The sequence below is a fragment of the Pseudomonas sp. B21_DOA genome (assembly GCA_030544685.1).
Taxonomy (GTDB): domain Bacteria; phylum Pseudomonadota; class Gammaproteobacteria; order Pseudomonadales; family Pseudomonadaceae; genus Aquipseudomonas; species Aquipseudomonas fluorescens_AO.
The window spans coordinates 5,254,687-5,270,631 of record CP086683.1; the positions used below are offsets into that span (position 1 = coordinate 5,254,687).

A 15,945-nucleotide genomic window follows, 5' to 3' on the forward strand; every position below is an offset into this window, starting at 1 on the left:
CATGACAGCAAGCAACGATTACAAACTATTACGCCTGATGGCTGGTAACGTAGTCGATTGCAGCTTGTACAGTAGTGATCTTTTCAGCTTCTTCGTCAGGGATTTCGGTCTCGAATTCCTCTTCCAGAGCCATCACCAGCTCAACGGTGTCAAGGGAGTCGGCACCCAGGTCTTCTACGAAGGAAGCGGTGTTGACCACTTCTTCTTCTTTAACACCCAGTTGCTCGGCAACGATTTTCTTGACGCGCTCTTCGATGGTGCTCATACCTTGTTTTCACTCCTAATGGACAAATTCAGGCAGCTGGCCAGTGGGTAAGTGTATAGAAAGCCTTTTCAGTTTTTCAACTGAAAGCTTCACTCCTCAAACCCTGCGGCCCTCTGCCTATAAATAGATTGCAGCTTTATAACGGATTTTAGACAGCTCGTATGACATTTTTTTGAAGCAATCCGTCACATTTTACTTACATGTACATCCCACCGTTCACCGGGATTGTAGCCCCGGTAACGTATGCCGCACCGTCAGATGCAAGAAAAGCGACCACGGACGCGATCTCTTGAGCTTGTCCCAGACGACCCAGCGGAATCTGCGTCTGCAAGGCTTCACGCTGTGCTTCAGGCAGTTCGCGGGTCATATCGGTGTCGATGAACCCTGGGGTTACCGAGTTGACCGTAATCGAACGCGAACCGACTTCACGCGCCATCGCCCGGCTGAAACCTTCCAGACCGGCCTTGGCGGCTGCATAGTTTACTTGGCCGGCGTTGCCCATGGCACCCACCACCGAGCCAATACTGATAATTCGGCCCCAGCGCGCCTTGGTCATGCCACGCAGAACGCCCTTGGACAGGCGATACAGACTGTTCAGGTTGGTATCGATCACGTCGTACCATTCGTCGTCTTTCATGCGCATCATCAGGTTATCGCGGGTGATACCGGCATTATTGACCAGAATCGCTACCGGCGAACCGAACTGCTCCTGAATGCCAGCCAGTACGGCGCTGACCGATTCGTCGCTGGTGACATTGAGTTCGAAACCGGCGCCTTGGATGCCGTTTTCCTTCAGGGTCGCGGCAATGCGCTCGGCGCCCGATGCGGAGGTCGCGGTGCCGACAACAATGGCGCCCTGACGACCCAATTCCAGCGCGATGGCCTGGCCGATACCGCGGCTTGCACCGGTGACCAGTGCAACTTTACCTTGCAGACTCATGCAAGTTTCTCCTGATTCAGGCCTGCGCTGCGCGAGCGGCAGCGAAGGCGTCTGGGGTATTGAGGTTGGAAGTCGAAACGCCTTCGGCGCAACGCTTGTTCAGGCCAGCGAGGACTTTACCCGGGCCGCATTCGACCAGATTGGTCGCGCCCTTGGCGGCCAGAGTCTGCACCGATTCAACCCAGCGCACTGGCTTGTAGAGCTGTTCAAGCAGATCGCGCTTGAGGGTTTCCAGATCGGCTGGCACTTGTGCGCTGACGTTCTGTACCAGCGGGATCTGCGGCGCCTGCCAGTCGATGGCGGCGATGGATTCGGCGAAACGCTCGGCAGCCGGACGCATCAGCTCGCAGTGCGACGGCACGCTCACCGGCAACGGCATGGCGCGTTTGGCACCACGGGCCTTGCAGCCTTCGATGGCGCGCTCGACGGCTGCCTTGGCACCGGCGATCACTACTTGGCCCGGCGAGTTGAAATTCACTGCGCTGACGACTTCGCCTTGCGCCGCTTCGGCGCAGGCAGCCAGCACGTCGGCATCTTCCAGACCGAGGATCGCGGCCATGCCGCCCTGCCCGGCCGGCACCGCTTCCTGCATCAACTGACCACGGCGTTCAACGAGCTTGACCGCGTCAGCCAGGCTCAGGCTGCCGGCGGCAACCAGCGCACTGTACTCACCCAGGCTATGGCCGGCGACGAATGCCGGACGCGCGCCGCCTTCGGCCAGCCACAGACGCCACAGGGCGATTGACGCGGTCAGAATGGCCGGTTGGGTTTTGTCGGTTTGGTTGAGCAGCTCTTCCGGGCCCTGCTGGGTCAGTGCCCACAGGTCGTAGCCCAGCGCAGCAGAGGCTTCTTGAAAGGTTTCGAGGATCAGCGGATGTTGCGCGCCCAGCTCGGCCAGCATGCCGAGGGACTGCGAACCCTGTCCTGGAAAGACGAATGCGAGGGAAGCAGACATGTAACAAGCCCCTAATGATCTTGTCGTCGGAAAATAACGCCCCGTTGGGGACGCCAGAAACTGACAGTTTGGATGGCCCTTTGAACCGGGCGGTCACATTTAAGCATTGTCCGACGAAAACGCCTAAGACAACAGTTCCTCCAGACGACCGTGGAGACGCTCGGGCAGGTTCTCCTGAATCTCGATCAGCGCCCGTTGAATGGCACTCTGAAAGCCCTGCACCCCGGCCGATCCGTGGCTTTTCACAACGATGCCCTGCAAGCCGAGAAAGCTTGCGCCATTATGTCGCGCCGGGGCCAGATCAGCCTGCAGACGCTTCATCAACGGCAACGCGAGGGCGCCGACCGCACGAGAGGCCATGTTTTTCTTGAACAACGCCTCGATGCGCGCGGCAATCATCGTCGCCAGACCTTCGCTGGACTTGAGCAGGATGTTGCCGACGAAGCCGTCACACACCACCACGTCGGCCTCACCGCGATACAAGCCGTCGCCTTCGATAAAACCGATGTAGTTGATTCCGCGTGCAGCCTGCAACAGCGTTGCGGCCAGTTTGACCTGCTGATTGCCCTTGATGTCTTCGGTGCCGATGTTCAGCAACGCAACACGGGGACGGGCAATGCCCAAGGTCTGCGCGGCCACCGAACCCATCACGGCGAACTGCAACAGGTGCTCGGCACTGCAATCGACGTTGGCGCCAAGATCGAGCAGTTGGCAATAACCGGTCTGCGTCGGGATCGCCGCGACCATGGCCGGACGATCAATGCCGGGCAATGTCTTCAGCACGAATCGCGACAAGGCCATCAACGCGCCGGTATTGCCGGCACTGACACAGGCCTGCACCTTGCCATCGCGCAGCAGCTCGAGGGCGACACGCATCGACGAATCCGGCTTGCCACGCAGGGCCTGAGCGGGTTTTTCGTCCATGGTGATGACTTCGCTGGCCCCAACAATCGTCAGGCGCGCGCGATCAGCAGCCGACTGGCCGTGGATCAATTCTTCAAGAAGGGAGGGTTGACCGACGAGGGTCAGGTGCAGCGAGGGCGTAGCAGACAGGCAAGCGAGACTGGCCTGAACAATGCTGCGGGGACCGAAGTCCCCGCCCATTGCGTCAATCGCGATGACTTGAGCAGACAAGTGATTACTCGTCAGCGCCCTTGTCGATCACTTTACGGCCACGGTATACGCCTTCTGGCGATACGTGGTGACGCAGGTGAACTTCACCAGTGGTTTTTTCTACAGACAGGGTGCTAGCCTCGAGAGCGTCGTGCGAACGGCGCATGTCACGGGCAGAGCGGGATTTTTTGTTCTGCTGAACAGCCATAATTGATTAACTCCTAAACGTTTGGGTCACGCTTTAACTGCGCCAATACACTGAACGGGTTGGACCGCGTTACCTCGTCCTCGCTCGGTTCGGGCTCATCTGCTCCCGCCGGCTGCTGGCATTCTTCCGGATGATGAGCAGGCACAATGGGCAAGGCGAGCAGAAGCTCCTCCTCGATCAGTGACTGCAGATCCAATGGATCTTCGCCCAGTTCCAGCACGTCATAACCTTTCGGCAACGACTGGGTATTCGCACCCTCCTTCACCACCGCGTAACTGCATTCGCTGTGGATCGGCAGGGTGACCAGCTCAAGACAACGCTGGCAAACCATTTTGACTTCGGTGTCGATAAAGCTGTGGATGACCACAGACTTACGTTCATCTCGTTCAAAAACGAATTTTGCCTGCACCGTACCGACATCGTCGGAAAGCGGGTCGCAGAGTCTCTTCAAATCGGCCAGCAGCAGTTCACCTTGAAGGGTGGTGCCACGGTCAGCCAATTTGCGCGGGTCAACGTGAGGTGGAATCGGGTCATTCAACATAGGCGCAGCATTATAGGGATGCACCCACCCATGTCAAAGGAAATTGTGCCCTGTCCGTCACTTGCGCGCCTCCGCTAGAATCCGTACCTGCCTCAGGAGACGTCCATGCTGCCTTTATTACTCGCTTCAAGCTCGACTTATCGCCGCGAATTGCTCGCCCGCCTGCACTTGCCGTTCGTCTGCGGCTCGCCGGACATCGACGAAAGTCACCGCCCGGGCGAATCCGCGATCGATCTGGTCAAACGTCTCGCTGAAGAAAAAGCCCGCGCCCTGGCGGACAGCCACTCTGCTCATCTGATCATTGGCTCGGATCAGGTCGCCGTCCTGGGCGAACAGATCATTGGCAAGCCGCACACCTTCGAAAAGGCCCGCGCGCAATTGATGGCGGCCAGCGGCGCGAGCGTGACCTTCCTGACCGGGCTGGCACTGCTCAACAGCCAGACCGGGCAATGCCAGGTCGACTGCGTGCCGTTTACCGTGCACATGCGTCAGCTGGATCAGGCGCGCATCGAACGCTACCTGCGCATCGAGCAACCGTACGACTGCGCCGGCAGCTTCAAGGCCGAAGGACTGGGCGTGAGCCTGTTTCAATCGACCGAAGGCCCGGATGCTACCAGCCTGATCGGCCTGCCGCTGATTCGCCTGATCGATATGTTATTGGTCGAAGGCGTGCAAATCCCTTAAAAGCAAAGATCGCAGCCTTCGGCAGTTCCTACACCGATCCGTGCAAGAGTTGCCGCCGACTGCGATCTTTCGACCTTGAAACGTCTTACCGCAACGACGGCCCGTGGAACCCCATCCACATCGCCAACTGCTCGGCCACGCTGGCGCCGAGCTTTTTCGAGAAGCGATCAAACGGCGATTCCTGCACGGTGAAGTCCACCAGCTCCTTCTCGCCAATCACATCACGCGCCACCGAACTGGCACTGCCCAAGCCATCGATCAGGCCCAGCGGCAGCGCCTGCTCACCCGACCAGACCAGTCCGGAAAACAGCTCTGGATGCTCCTTGTCCTTCAGGCGATCGCCACGACCCTGCTTGACGCTGTTGATGAACTGCTTGTGCGTGGTGTCGAGCACGCTTTGCCAGAATGCGGTTTCTTCAGGCTTTTGCGGCTGGAACGGATCAAGGAATGCCTTGTGCTCGCCCGAGGTGTAGGTGCGACGCTCAACCCCGAGTTTTTCCATGGTGCCGACAAAACCGTAACCCGCTGCTGTCACGCCGATTGAGCCGACCAGACTGGCCTTGTCGGCGTAGATCTGATCCGCCGCGCTGGCGATGTAATAGGCGCCCGAAGCACCCAGATCGGAAATCACTGCGTAGAGCTTGATCTCCGGGTGCAAAGCTCGCAGACGCTTGATCTCGTCATAGACATAGCCAGACTGCACCGGACTGCCGCCCGGACTGTTGATGCGCAGGACCACGCCCTTGACCTTCTTGTCTTCGAACGCCGCGCGCAAGCTGCCAACGATATTGTCGGCGCTGGCTGGCTCCTTGTCGGCAATGACGCCGTCGATCTCGATCAACGCCGTGTAGTTCGGGCCGCGGGTGGCGCTTTTTCCATGTCCATCAGCGGCGTGAACAGCAGCAGCGCAACAAACAGATAAACAAACGTCAGCAGCTTGAAGAAAATCCCCCAGCGCCGCGAACGGCGTTGTTCCTGTACACCGGCCAGCAAAGTCTTTTCCAACAGCTTCCAGCTTTTCGCGTCACCGTCGGCGGCACTTGCCTTGTCCGGTGCTTTCCATTCGTCGGTCATGCCATCCACCCCAACAAAAACCTGTTAAGCCCGCTGACCCAGCCAGGCGTGCAATTCAGAAAAACGGTCAATCGACAGGCGCGGCTCGAACTGTTGCAGGGACTCGATCGATTGTGCGCCATAACTGACCGCCACCGAATCCATCCCCGCGTTGCGCGCCATCAGCAGATCGAACGACGAATCACCGACCATCAACGCCTGCTCCGGGCGTACGCCGCAGTGGCTGACAATCTGCTCAAGCATCAGAGGGTGCGGCTTGCTGGCAGTTTCATCGGCCGCGCGGGTGATATCGAAATAATCTTCCCATCCGTTGGCCTTGAGCACACGATCCAGTCCGCGCCGGTTCTTGCCCGTCGCAACCGCCAAGTGATAACCCTGCTCGCGAAACGATGCCATCGACTCGACCACACCTTCGAACAACGGCGAAGGCACAGCTTCGGCAGCGATGTAGTGATCGGCGTAATACTCGCGAAACGCGAGCAATTCTGCGTCGCTGATCTCGGGGTATAGCGTGCGAATCGCTTCCGGCAAGCCGAGACCGATGATGCCTTTGACGGCGAAGTCATCGCGCAACTCGAAACCGGAACGCCCGGAGGCCGAGTGCATGGCCTCGACGATCCGATGGATGGAATCGGCGAGGGTGCCGTCCCAGTCGAAAATCAGCAGTTTGTAATCAGATGGGCGCACTCAATCGCTCCACGGTTTTGGCCCACATTTCATCGACGGGCGCTTGCAAATTCAGCTTGCCACCGTCAGGCAGCGGCACCGTCAGCATGTAAGCGTGCAGGAACAGGCGCTTACCACCCAGATCTCGGATTTCCTTGGTGAAATCCTCGTCGCCATACTTACTGTCACCGGCGATGCAATGGCCAGCATGCAAGGTGTGCACGCGAATCTGGTGGGTACGACCGGTAACCGGCTTAGCTTCGACCATGGTGGCAAAATCACCGAAGCGGCGCAGCACCTTGAACATCGTCAGGGCTTCTTTGCCTTCATCGTTGACTTCGACCATGCGCTCGCCGGAACGCAGATTGCTCTTGAGCAACGGTGCGCGAACCTGCTTGATCGAGGTTGCCCAGTTGCCACGGACCAGTGCCATGTAACGCTTGTCGACGCCATCGCCACGCAGTTGCTCGTGCAGGTGGCGCAACATGCTGCGTTTTTGGCGATCATCAGCAGGCCGGAGGTGTCACGGTCGAGACGGTGAACCAGCTCCAACTCCTTGGCATCGGGACGCAACTGACGAAAGGCTTCGATCACGCCGAAGTTCAGCCCGCTGCCGCCATGAACCGCAATGCCGGCGGGCTTGTTGATCACGATCAGGGCTTTGTCTTCGAAGACGATCGAGGCTTCCAGGCGCTGCAACAGCCCCTGGGCCAGCGGCACCGGCTCGTCACGCTCAGGCACGCGAACCGGCGGCACGCGCACGATATCGCCGGCCTGCAGCTTGTATTCGGGCTTGATCCGACCTTTGTTCACGCGCACTTCGCCTTTGCGCAAAATGCGGTAAATCAAGGTCTTGGGCACGCCTTTGAGCCGGGCGAGGAGAAAGTTGTCGATTCGTTGGCCGGCATACTCCGGCGAGACTTCAAGCAGTTGAACGCCTGGAGTCGAAGGGGCAGTAGTTGTCATGCCGCGGATGATAACAATTTTTATGGAATTGAAGCACTTAATCATTGCTGCTATAGTCGCGAACGCCGCCAAAAGCGGCCTGGACAGCGGAACCACGGTCAAAGACCGGCCCTGACCAACGCAATTCACCAGGGCGCGAGGCCGTCCTACGGGGCTTTCGCTACGTAACGGTGGAGTTTGTGGTTGTAACGAGCGCAGGTGACATGAGGCCTGAATTACACCGCCGAGCAGAGTTCTCACTCGCCCGGCAGGCAACATTCAAGGCCAGTTCACAAAGTGCAGTCGACTGCGAATGACCCCGAGCGATTGCTTCGGAAACATCGCCTGAATTAGCCATGATGCGTGACCTCCCCTTTCGGAGCTCACGGTAAATGCCAACCCGCTGCGGATTCTGCGCGCGGCAGCACCCGAATTATCAGGGATACGTGTAGGGTGGAGATGCACAACCGCCGGACTGTGTAGCAACAAGCTTTGATCAAGACGCTTCATCTCGTCCACAGCCGCTGGTTGATTCCTCCTCCTGACTGAGTGCTTAAGTAGCCACAGCAAGCAGGACGCGTACGTCGCGGTATCGGCCCAATTGGCCGCACATCGCTGGACACGGGAATGGCCAACCACTCCCGACGCACCTGACACCGACCGTGAGAAGTCGTGTGTGCCGAACGCCGTTTCCGGCAGCCCGGAAACCGACGGTACTACATGAAAAGAATGCTGATTAACGCAACTCAACCCGAAGAGTTGCGTGTTGCACTGGTAGACGGCCAGCGCCTCTACGACCTGGACATCGAATCCGGTGCACGCGAGCAGAAGAAGGCCAACATCTATAAAGGCCGCATCACTCGCATCGAACCAAGCCTTGAGGCTGCCTTTGTCGATTTCGGCTCCGAGCGCCACGGCTTCCTGCCCCTCAAAGAAATCTCCCGCGAATACTTCAAGAAAGCGCCCGAAGGCCGCGTCAACATCAAGGATGTCCTGAGCGAAGGCCAGGAAGTCATCGTTCAGGTCGAGAAAGAAGAGCGTGGCAACAAGGGCGCCGCCCTGACCACCTTCATCAGCCTCGCCGGTCGCTACCTCGTACTGATGCCGAACAACCCGCGTGCCGGCGGCATCTCCCGTCGCATCGAAGGCGAAGAGCGCAACGAACTGCGTGAAGCGCTGAACGGCCTGGTTGCTCCGGCCGACATGGGCCTGATCGTGCGCACTGCTGGCCTGGGCCGCAGCAGCGAAGAAATGCAGTGGGACCTCGACTACCTGCTGCAACTGTGGACCGCCATCAAAGAAGCCTCGCTGGATCGTTCCGCGCCTTTCCTGATCTATCAGGAAAGCAACGTGATCATCCGCGCCATCCGCGATTACCTGCGCCAGGACATCGGCGAAGTGCTGATCGACAGCGTTGAAGCCCAGGACGAAGCCCTGACCTTCATCCGTCAGGTGATGCCGCAGTACGCCAGCAAGATCAAGCTGTACGAAGACAGCGTGCCGCTGTTCAACCGTTTCCAGATCGAAAGCCAGATCGAGACCGCATTCCAGCGCGTCGTTGAACTGCCTTCCGGCGGCTCCATCGTCATCGATCCTACCGAAGCACTGGTGTCCATCGACATCAACTCGGCGCGCGCCACCAAAGGCAGCGACATCGAAGAAACCGCCCTGCAGACCAACCTTGAAGCCGCCGAAGAAATCGCCCGTCAGTTGCGCTTGCGCGACATCGGCGGCCTGATCGTCATCGACTTCATCGACATGACCCCGGCCAAGAACCAGCGCGCCGTGGAAGAGAAAGTCCGCGAATGCCTGGAAGCTGACCGCGCCCGTGTGCAGATCGGTCGCATCTCGCGTTTCGGCCTGCTGGAAATGTCCCGTCAGCGCCTGCGTCCATCGCTGGGCGAAAGCAGCGGCATCGTCTGCCCGCGTTGCAACGGCACCGGCATCATCCGTGACGTTGAATCGCTGTCGCTGGCCATCCTGCGCCTGATCGAAGAAGAAGCCCTGAAAGACCGCACCGCCGAAGTTCGCGCGCAAGTGCCGATCCCGGTCGCTGCGTTCCTGCTCAACGAAAAACGCAACTCGATCACCAAGATCGAACTGCGCACCCGTGCCCGCATCGTCATTCTGCCGAACGATCACCTCGAGACGCCGCACTTCGAAGTGCAGCGTCTGCGTGACGACAGCCCGGAAGCTGCGACCAACCAGTCCAGCTACGAAATCGCTGCCGCCGCTGCCGAAGTCGAAGAAGTCCAGCCAGCCGCTGCGACCCGCACCCTGGTTCGCCAGGAAGCTGCAGTGAAAACTGCGCCGGCCCGTGCCAACGCACCGGTGCCGACTGAAGTTGCACCTGCCGCACCTGCTCCGGCACCGGTTGCCGCGCCTGAGCCAAGCCTGTTCAAGGGTCTGGTGAAGTCGCTGGTCAGCCTGTTCGCCACCAAGGAAGAGCCAGCCGCACCGGTTGCCGTTGCGAAACCGGCTGCCACCGAGCGTCCTGCCCGTAACGAAGAACGTCGCAACGGTCGTCAGCAGAGCCGCAACCGTAACGGTCGCCGCGATGAAGAACGCAAGCCGCGCGAAGAACGTGCTCCACGTGAAGAACGCGCACCGCGCGAGCCGCGCGAAGAGCGTCAGCCACGTGAAGCCCGCGAGCCGCGTGAAACTCGCAGCGAAGCGCCGGTAGCCCGCGAAGAGCGCGCACCACGTGCCCCGCGTGAAGAACGTGCACCCCGCGTACCGCGTGAAGATCGCAAGCCGCGTGGCGAGCGTGAAGAGCGCGTGCGTGAACTGCGTGAACCACTTGACGCCGCGCCAGCCGCAGCCGTTGCTGCCGTGACCGCTGAAGAGCGTCCGGCCCGTCAGCCACGCGAAGAACGCGCTCCGCGTCCGCCGCGTGAAGAGCGTCAACCGCGTTCCGATCAGGCCGCTGCTGCCGTCGCTGAAGAAGAAGTGAACAGCAACAACGAAGAGCAACTGCCGGAAGACGGTCAGGACAACGCCGAAGGCGATCGTCCACGTCGTCGCTCCCGTGGTCAGCGTCGTCGCAGCAACCGTCGCGAGCGTCAACGTGACGCCAATGGCAATGTGATCGAAGGTTCGGAAGAGTCCGAGTCCGCTGAAAACGCTGGCGAGCCAAGCACTGCCGATCTGGCCGCTGGCCTGGCCGTCACCACTGCCGTTGCCAGCAGCACCATCAGCGCTCCGGCAGAAGCCCAAGCTCACGAGCAGGCTGAACGCGCCACTGCCGCCACACTGGAAACTGCTCCAGTCGAAGCGCCGGTTGTCGAAGCCACCACTGCTGTGGAAGTGACTGCTGCACCGGAAATCGAAGTCGCTCCGGTCCGCGAAGCTCAGCCTCAGGCTGAAGCAACTGCCGAACCGGAAGCTGTCGTCGAAGCACCAGCGGCCGCCACTGAGCCAGCGGTAGAAACCGTCAGCGAAAACGTGACCAAAACCGTGCGTGAAGTTCGCGAAGAGCAGACTGCGTTCAACTGGGTTGCCGAGCCAGCTGTGACCGAAGTTCCGGCGCCAGTCGCTGAAGCCGAAGTGCCGCAAGCCATGGTTTCCGAGCCAGTAGTTGCAGCAGCAGAGCCAGCGCCGACACCAGTGGTTGAAGCTCCGGTTGCCGAAGCTCAGGTTGAAGAAGCACCCGCCGCAGTCGAAGCGCCAGCGCCAGTGGTTGAAGCGCCGGCTCCGGTCAGCGCCCTGACGCCAAACGGCCGCGCACCAAACGACCCGCGTGAAGTGCGCCGTCGCAAGCGTGAAGCCGAGCGTCTGCAGAAGGAAGCCGAACTGGCTGCCGCTGCGGCTCCGGTTGCTGCCGAACCAGCCCCTGCAACTGAAGTGATCGAGGCAGCCCTGCCCCGGTCGCTGAAGAAGCATCGGTTGAAGCGGTGATCGCTGAAGCGCCACGCTCCGTTCAGGACGCGGTAGAGCAGCGAGAAGAAGCTCAGGAAAAAGAGCACGAGCCTAAACCACTCGTGTAATTCCTGAAGCCGTTAAAAAGCCCCGCCTGGTGAAAGCCTGGCGGGGCTTTTTATTGCCTGAAATCCAGCATCATCGCTCCCACAAGGGATACAACACGGCTCAGGGCCGAGGAAATACCAGAGATTCAGGCACATCGATATCCCACAACACGCCAGGATCATCCACCGCCACTTCCACCACCCGTCCCTGCGCAAACAACGGCCGTGCGCCACGATCGCCGGTCAGCGCCTGCAATTGCGCGCCAAACGAACGACCAAACCCCACCGGATGGCCAAATTCGCCATCCAGCACCGGCACGCTCACCGCGTCATCAGCCATCGCCGCGAGCACTCGCTCGATACTCGAAGGCAAGATAAACGGCATATCGCCGAGCACAATCAACCAGCCATCAGCGTCCGGGCAAGCGGCAACACCGGCGGCAATGCTGTCGCCCATGCCGGTCGATTCGATCGACACCACGTCGCAGCCGTAAGCCTGGGCCATGCGCATCGCCTGCGGTCGCGCTTCGGTGGTGACCAGTACACGTTTGTCGAGACTGGCCGGCAGGTTCACCAGCACCTGCTCGACTACCGAGCGAACCGCGCCGTCGCGCCCGGTGCAATCAGCGAGCAATTTGTCTTTGTCTGGCCCGGCGATCTGGCGAAAACGATTGCCCTCGCCCGCCGCCAGCACGATCACTGCGATGGATTGGCTCATGCACCCTCCAGCGGTTTTTTCTGCTTCAACTCCACACCGTTCTTGATCGCAACAATTTCCGCCAGCAAGGACAAGGCGATCTCTGCCGGCGAATGACTACCGATGTGCAGGCCGATCGGCCCGTGCAAGCGATCAATCGACGTTTGCGACAAGCCTAGCTGAGCCAGATTTTCCCGGCGCTTCTGGCTGTTGACCCGCGAGCCAAGCGCGCCGACGTAGAACGCCGGCGAGTCGAGCGCGGTGAGCAAAGCCATGTCATCCAGGCGTGGATCGTGAGTCAGGGCGACAATCGCCGTGCGCTCGTCGGTCTGGATGTTCAGCACAGCCTCATCCGGCATGCCGGGGACGAAACGGCCATGCTGCTCTTCCCAGCCGTAAACGAACTCGCTGCGCGGGTCGCAGATCAGCACTTCGAAATCCAGCAGCCGCGCCATGTCGGCGACGTAGCGCGACAACTGCCCGGCACCGATCAGCAACAAGCGCCAGCGCGGGCCGTAAATCGCCCGCAGAACCTTGCCATCGAACACCAGCGAATCGGACTTGCTCGCCGCAGCCAGCCGCACCTCGCCGGTTTCGATGTTCAGTTCCCGGGCAACGATTTCATGGTTTTCGCAACGCTGCAGCAGCTCGGCCACCCACGCCGGGTCGCCGACACGCTCTTCGGTCAGGCGTAAAGTGCCGCCGCAAGGCAGGCCGAAACGCGCGGCCTCCTCGCGGGTCACGCCGTAAGTAATCATCTGCACCGGCGGGCCGTCAGTGGCGATGCGACCGTCATGCAGTCGCGCGATCAAGTCATCTTCGACACAGCCGCCTGACACCGAACCGATCACCACACCATCCTCGCGCAAGGCGAGCATGGCGCCGGGCGAGCGCGGCGCGGTGCCCCAGGTCTGCACCACGCTGAACAGCACCACCCGCTGCCCGGCGCGGCGCCATTCGAGGACGCTGCGCAGGACGTTGAGATCGACGCTGTCCATTACGCTTGCGCCTTCTGCCAGCCTTGCAACTGATACCGCACCGGCAGATTGCGGATGCGCTTGCCGGTGGCGGCGAAGATCGCATTGCACAGCGCCGGGGCAATCGGCGGCACACCCGGCTCACCGACGCCACCCAACGGCACGTCACCTGGAGGCGTGACCAGATGCACCGCAACTTCCTTGGGCGCCAGCGACATGCGCGCGACCTCGTACATATGGAAGTTGTCCTGCTGGACCTTGCCGTCCTTGAAGCTGATTTCGCCGAGTACAGCGTTGCCCAGGCCCATGACGCACGCGCCTTCGAACTGCGAACGGATGCGCTCAGGGTTGATCTGCGGCCCGCAGTCGACGGCGATGTCGGCCTTGTGCACGATCAGCGAACCGTCGTCCTTGACCTCGACTTCGATCACTGCCGCCACATAGGTGACGAAGCTGTAATGCACCGCCAGACCGAGCCCACGGCCCTTTGGCAGCTTGCGCCCCCAACCGGCGGCCTGGGCGGCAGTTTCCAGCACCGTGCGCATGCGCCCGGTGTCGATCGGATAACGCTCGGGCGATTCCCCGTAGTTCCACTCCTCGCTCAAGGTGCGTGGATCGATCTGCCGATCCGGGCCGAGCAATTTGATCTGGTACTTGAGCGGATCTTCACCGGCCTTGTGCGCCAGTTCGTCGACGAAGCTCTGAATCGCGAAGCCGTGGGGAATGTTCGACACCGAGCGATACCAGCCGACCCGCGTGTGCACCTTGGCTTCGGGGTTTTCCAGGCGCACGTTGGGAATTGCGTAGGCCATGTTGGTAAAGCCCATGCCCAACTCGAACGCGGCCTCGTGGTTCATGTCCGGCGCAAACAACGCAGTGATGCTCGGCGCCACGGTGCGATGCAGCCACCCGGACGGCAGGCCGTTCTTGTCGATGCCCGCTTTCAGATATTCCGCCGACACCGTGTGGAAATACGAATTGTGGATGTCGTCTTCGCGGGTCCACTGCACCCGTACAGCCTTGCCCGGGAACTCCTTGGCGAGAATCGCCGCTTCGACGATGAAGTCCGGTTTCGACTTGCGCCCGAAACCACCGCCCAGCAATGTCACATTGAAGGTGACCTTTTCGAACGGCACGCCAATACGCTCGGCGATGCGCTCACGGGTGACCTGCGGTGCCTGACTCGGCGCCCAGGCTTCGCAGACGCCGTCCTTGAATCGCGCGATGGCGACCATTGGTTCCATCGGTGCCTGCGCCAGGTGCGGCAGGTAATACGAGGCTTCGAGAGTGCTGGCGGCGCCGCTCAAGGCCTTGTCGATATCACCGGTGTTACGCACCACTTTGCCGGCCTTCAGCGACGCGGCTTCAAGCTCTTTGCGATAGGCAATCGAGTCATAACTGGCATTCGGGCCGTCATCCCACTCGATCTTCAGCGCCTCGCGGCCCTTGATCGCCGCCCAGGTGTTGCTGGCCACAACCGCGACGCCGCCCAGTGGCTGAAACTCCGACGGCAACGGTCGGCCTTCAATCTGCATGACTTTTAGCACGCCGGGGACTTTCAGTGCGGCGCTGTCATCGAGGCTTTTGACCTTGCCGCCATACACCGCCGGACGAGCGATGGTGGCGTAGAGCATGCCGTCGAAATGCACGTCAGCGCCGTACACTGCGCGGCCATTGACGATATCGGCACCGTCGATGGCCTTGGTGCCTTCCTTACCGATGTAGCGAAATTCCGACGGCTGCTTGAGTCGCAGGCTGTCACGCGCCGGTACTGCCAGCGCACTGGCGGCAGCGGCGAGTTCGCCGTAGCCCAGTTCGCGGCCGGACGGTTTGTGAATGACTTTGTGCAATTGCGCATGGCATTCGCCAACCGGCACTTTCCACTGCGCAGCAGCGGCCTGTTCGAGCATGGTTCGCGCCGCGGCGCCGCAACGACGCATCGGCTCGTACCAGTGACGCATGCTGCGCGAACCATCGGTGTCCTGGTTGCCGAAGCGCACTTCGTCACCCGGCGCCTGCTGCACTTTGACCTGAGCCCAATCGGCCTCAAGTTCATCGGCGACCACCATGCTCAGGCTGGTGCGCACCCCTGGCCCATTTCCGAACGGTTGCACACCACGGTGACGCTGCCATCGGCAGCAATGCTCACGTAGACCTTGGGATCGTCGATCCAGCCATTGGGCATGCCATCGGCGCCAAACCTCTTCGCGTCATCGGCCAGCGCATCCTGCCAGCCCCAGCTCGCGGCGAGGACCAGCGCGCTGGTGGCGCCGACGCCTTTGAGAAACCCACGGCGGCTGAGGTTGCTCAGGGCGAAATCATTCGGGACGCGGCTCATGCCTTCACCCCCTTCAGTTGGGTGGAGGCCTGGCGGATCGCGGTTTTGATCCGGTTGTAAGTACCGCAGCGGCAGATATTGCCGACCATGGCTTCTTCGATCTGCTCGTCGCTCGGGTTGGGGTTGGTTTTCAGCAGAGCGGTGGCCGACATGATCTGCCCGCCCTGGCAATAACCGCATTGAGCCACGGCGCTGTCGAGCCAGGCTTGCTGCACGACCTGGCCTACCGGGTCGGCGTGGAGATTGTCGATGGTGGTGACGTTCTGGCCGATCACCGAGCCGATCGGCGTGATGCAACTGCGTGCCGGCAAGCCGTCAATATGGATGGTGCAGGCGCCGCACAGGCCCATGCCGCAACCGAATTTGGTGCCGTTGTAACCGGCGACGTCACGAATCGCCCACAACAGCGGCATGTCTTCGGTGACATCGAGGGAGTGGTCTTGACCGTTGAGTTTCAGGGTAATCATGGGCACGCCCGCATATTTTTTAGTGGTTATGGGTTACATCTTAGCGGCAAGCTGCAAGCTGCAAGCTCAAAGTGAAGGCGCGTCTGATTCGCTCGCAGATTGCAGCTCGC

Annotated in this window: 11 protein-coding genes and 4 pseudogenes; 2 read left to right on the forward strand and 13 right to left on the reverse strand. The window is 60.6% G+C overall.

Annotated features, from left to right (window positions below; all coding sequences use genetic code 11):
- Positions 1–28: 28 nt before the first annotated feature.
- The 6 genes from acpP to LJU32_24345 form a co-directional block, all read right to left on the reverse strand.
- Entirely contained in the window at positions 29–265 is a 237-nt protein-coding gene (gene acpP, locus LJU32_24320) for an acyl carrier protein (protein ID WKV88499.1), read from the reverse strand.
- A gap of 196 nt (positions 266–461) precedes the next feature.
- Positions 462–1,205, reverse strand: a complete 744-nt coding sequence (gene fabG, locus LJU32_24325; GenBank protein WKV88500.1) for a 3-oxoacyl-ACP reductase FabG — start codon at positions 1,203–1,205, stop codon at positions 462–464.
- Between the two features lie 16 nt (positions 1,206–1,221).
- Positions 1,222–2,160, reverse strand: a complete 939-nt coding sequence (fabD, locus tag LJU32_24330; GenBank protein ID WKV88501.1) for an ACP S-malonyltransferase — start codon at positions 2,158–2,160, stop codon at positions 1,222–1,224.
- Positions 2,161–2,283: 123 nt separating this feature from the next.
- Positions 2,284–3,264, reverse strand: coding sequence for a phosphate acyltransferase PlsX (plsX, locus tag LJU32_24335; protein ID WKV91188.1), 981 nt, complete (start codon positions 3,262–3,264; stop codon positions 2,284–2,286).
- A gap of 34 nt (positions 3,265–3,298) precedes the next feature.
- On the reverse strand, positions 3,299–3,481 hold the full coding sequence (gene rpmF / locus LJU32_24340; GenBank protein ID WKV88502.1) for a 50S ribosomal protein L32: 183 nt from the start codon (positions 3,479–3,481) through the stop codon (positions 3,299–3,301).
- A 13-nt stretch (positions 3,482–3,494) separates the two neighbouring features.
- Positions 3,495–4,022, reverse strand: a complete 528-nt coding sequence (locus LJU32_24345) for a YceD family protein (GenBank protein WKV88503.1) — start codon at positions 4,020–4,022, stop codon at positions 3,495–3,497.
- A gap of 105 nt (positions 4,023–4,127) precedes the next feature.
- On the opposite strand from LJU32_24345, the gene LJU32_24350 reads away from it, so the two are divergent.
- On the forward strand, positions 4,128–4,706 hold the full coding sequence (locus LJU32_24350) for a Maf-like protein (protein WKV88504.1): 579 nt from the start codon (positions 4,128–4,130) through the stop codon (positions 4,704–4,706).
- Between the two features lie 85 nt (positions 4,707–4,791).
- Here LJU32_24350 and sppA read toward each other — a convergent pair.
- The 3 genes and pseudogenes from sppA to rluC all read right to left on the reverse strand — a co-directional run bounded on the left by sppA (position 4,792) and on the right by rluC (position 7,412).
- A pseudogene (sppA, locus tag LJU32_24355) lies at positions 4,792–5,780 on the reverse strand (signal peptide peptidase SppA).
- 24 nt (positions 5,781–5,804) lie between these two features.
- Positions 5,805–6,467: an HAD-IA family hydrolase gene (locus tag LJU32_24360; protein ID WKV88505.1), complete on the reverse strand. Its 663-nt coding sequence runs from the start codon at positions 6,465–6,467 to the stop codon at positions 5,805–5,807.
- A pseudogene (gene rluC / locus LJU32_24365) lies at positions 6,454–7,412 on the reverse strand (23S rRNA pseudouridine(955/2504/2580) synthase RluC). Before rluC ends, LJU32_24360 begins: the two are co-directional and overlap by 14 nt.
- Before the next feature lie 699 nt (positions 7,413–8,111).
- Here rluC and rne point away from each other — a divergent pair.
- A pseudogene (gene rne / locus LJU32_24370) lies at positions 8,112–11,377 on the forward strand (ribonuclease E).
- A 100-nt stretch (positions 11,378–11,477) separates the two neighbouring features.
- On the opposite strand, the gene LJU32_24375 reads toward rne, so the two are convergent.
- From LJU32_24375 to LJU32_24390, 4 genes and pseudogenes are all read right to left on the reverse strand, one after another.
- Entirely contained in the window at positions 11,478–12,074 is a 597-nt protein-coding gene (locus tag LJU32_24375; protein ID WKV88506.1) for a nucleotidyltransferase family protein, read from the reverse strand.
- Complete coding sequence (locus LJU32_24380) at positions 12,071–13,051, reverse strand: XdhC family protein (protein WKV88507.1); 981 nt, start codon at positions 13,049–13,051, stop codon at positions 12,071–12,073. The genes LJU32_24375 and LJU32_24380 overlap by 4 nt, the downstream gene beginning before the upstream one ends.
- A pseudogene (locus tag LJU32_24385) lies at positions 13,051–15,368 on the reverse strand (xanthine dehydrogenase family protein molybdopterin-binding subunit). Before LJU32_24385 ends, LJU32_24380 begins: the two are co-directional and overlap by 1 nt.
- A complete protein-coding gene (locus LJU32_24390; protein WKV88508.1) occupies positions 15,365–15,835 on the reverse strand; it encodes a (2Fe-2S)-binding protein in 471 nt (156 codons plus the stop codon). Before LJU32_24390 ends, LJU32_24385 begins: the two are co-directional and overlap by 4 nt.
- Positions 15,836–15,945: the final 110 nt, after the last annotated feature.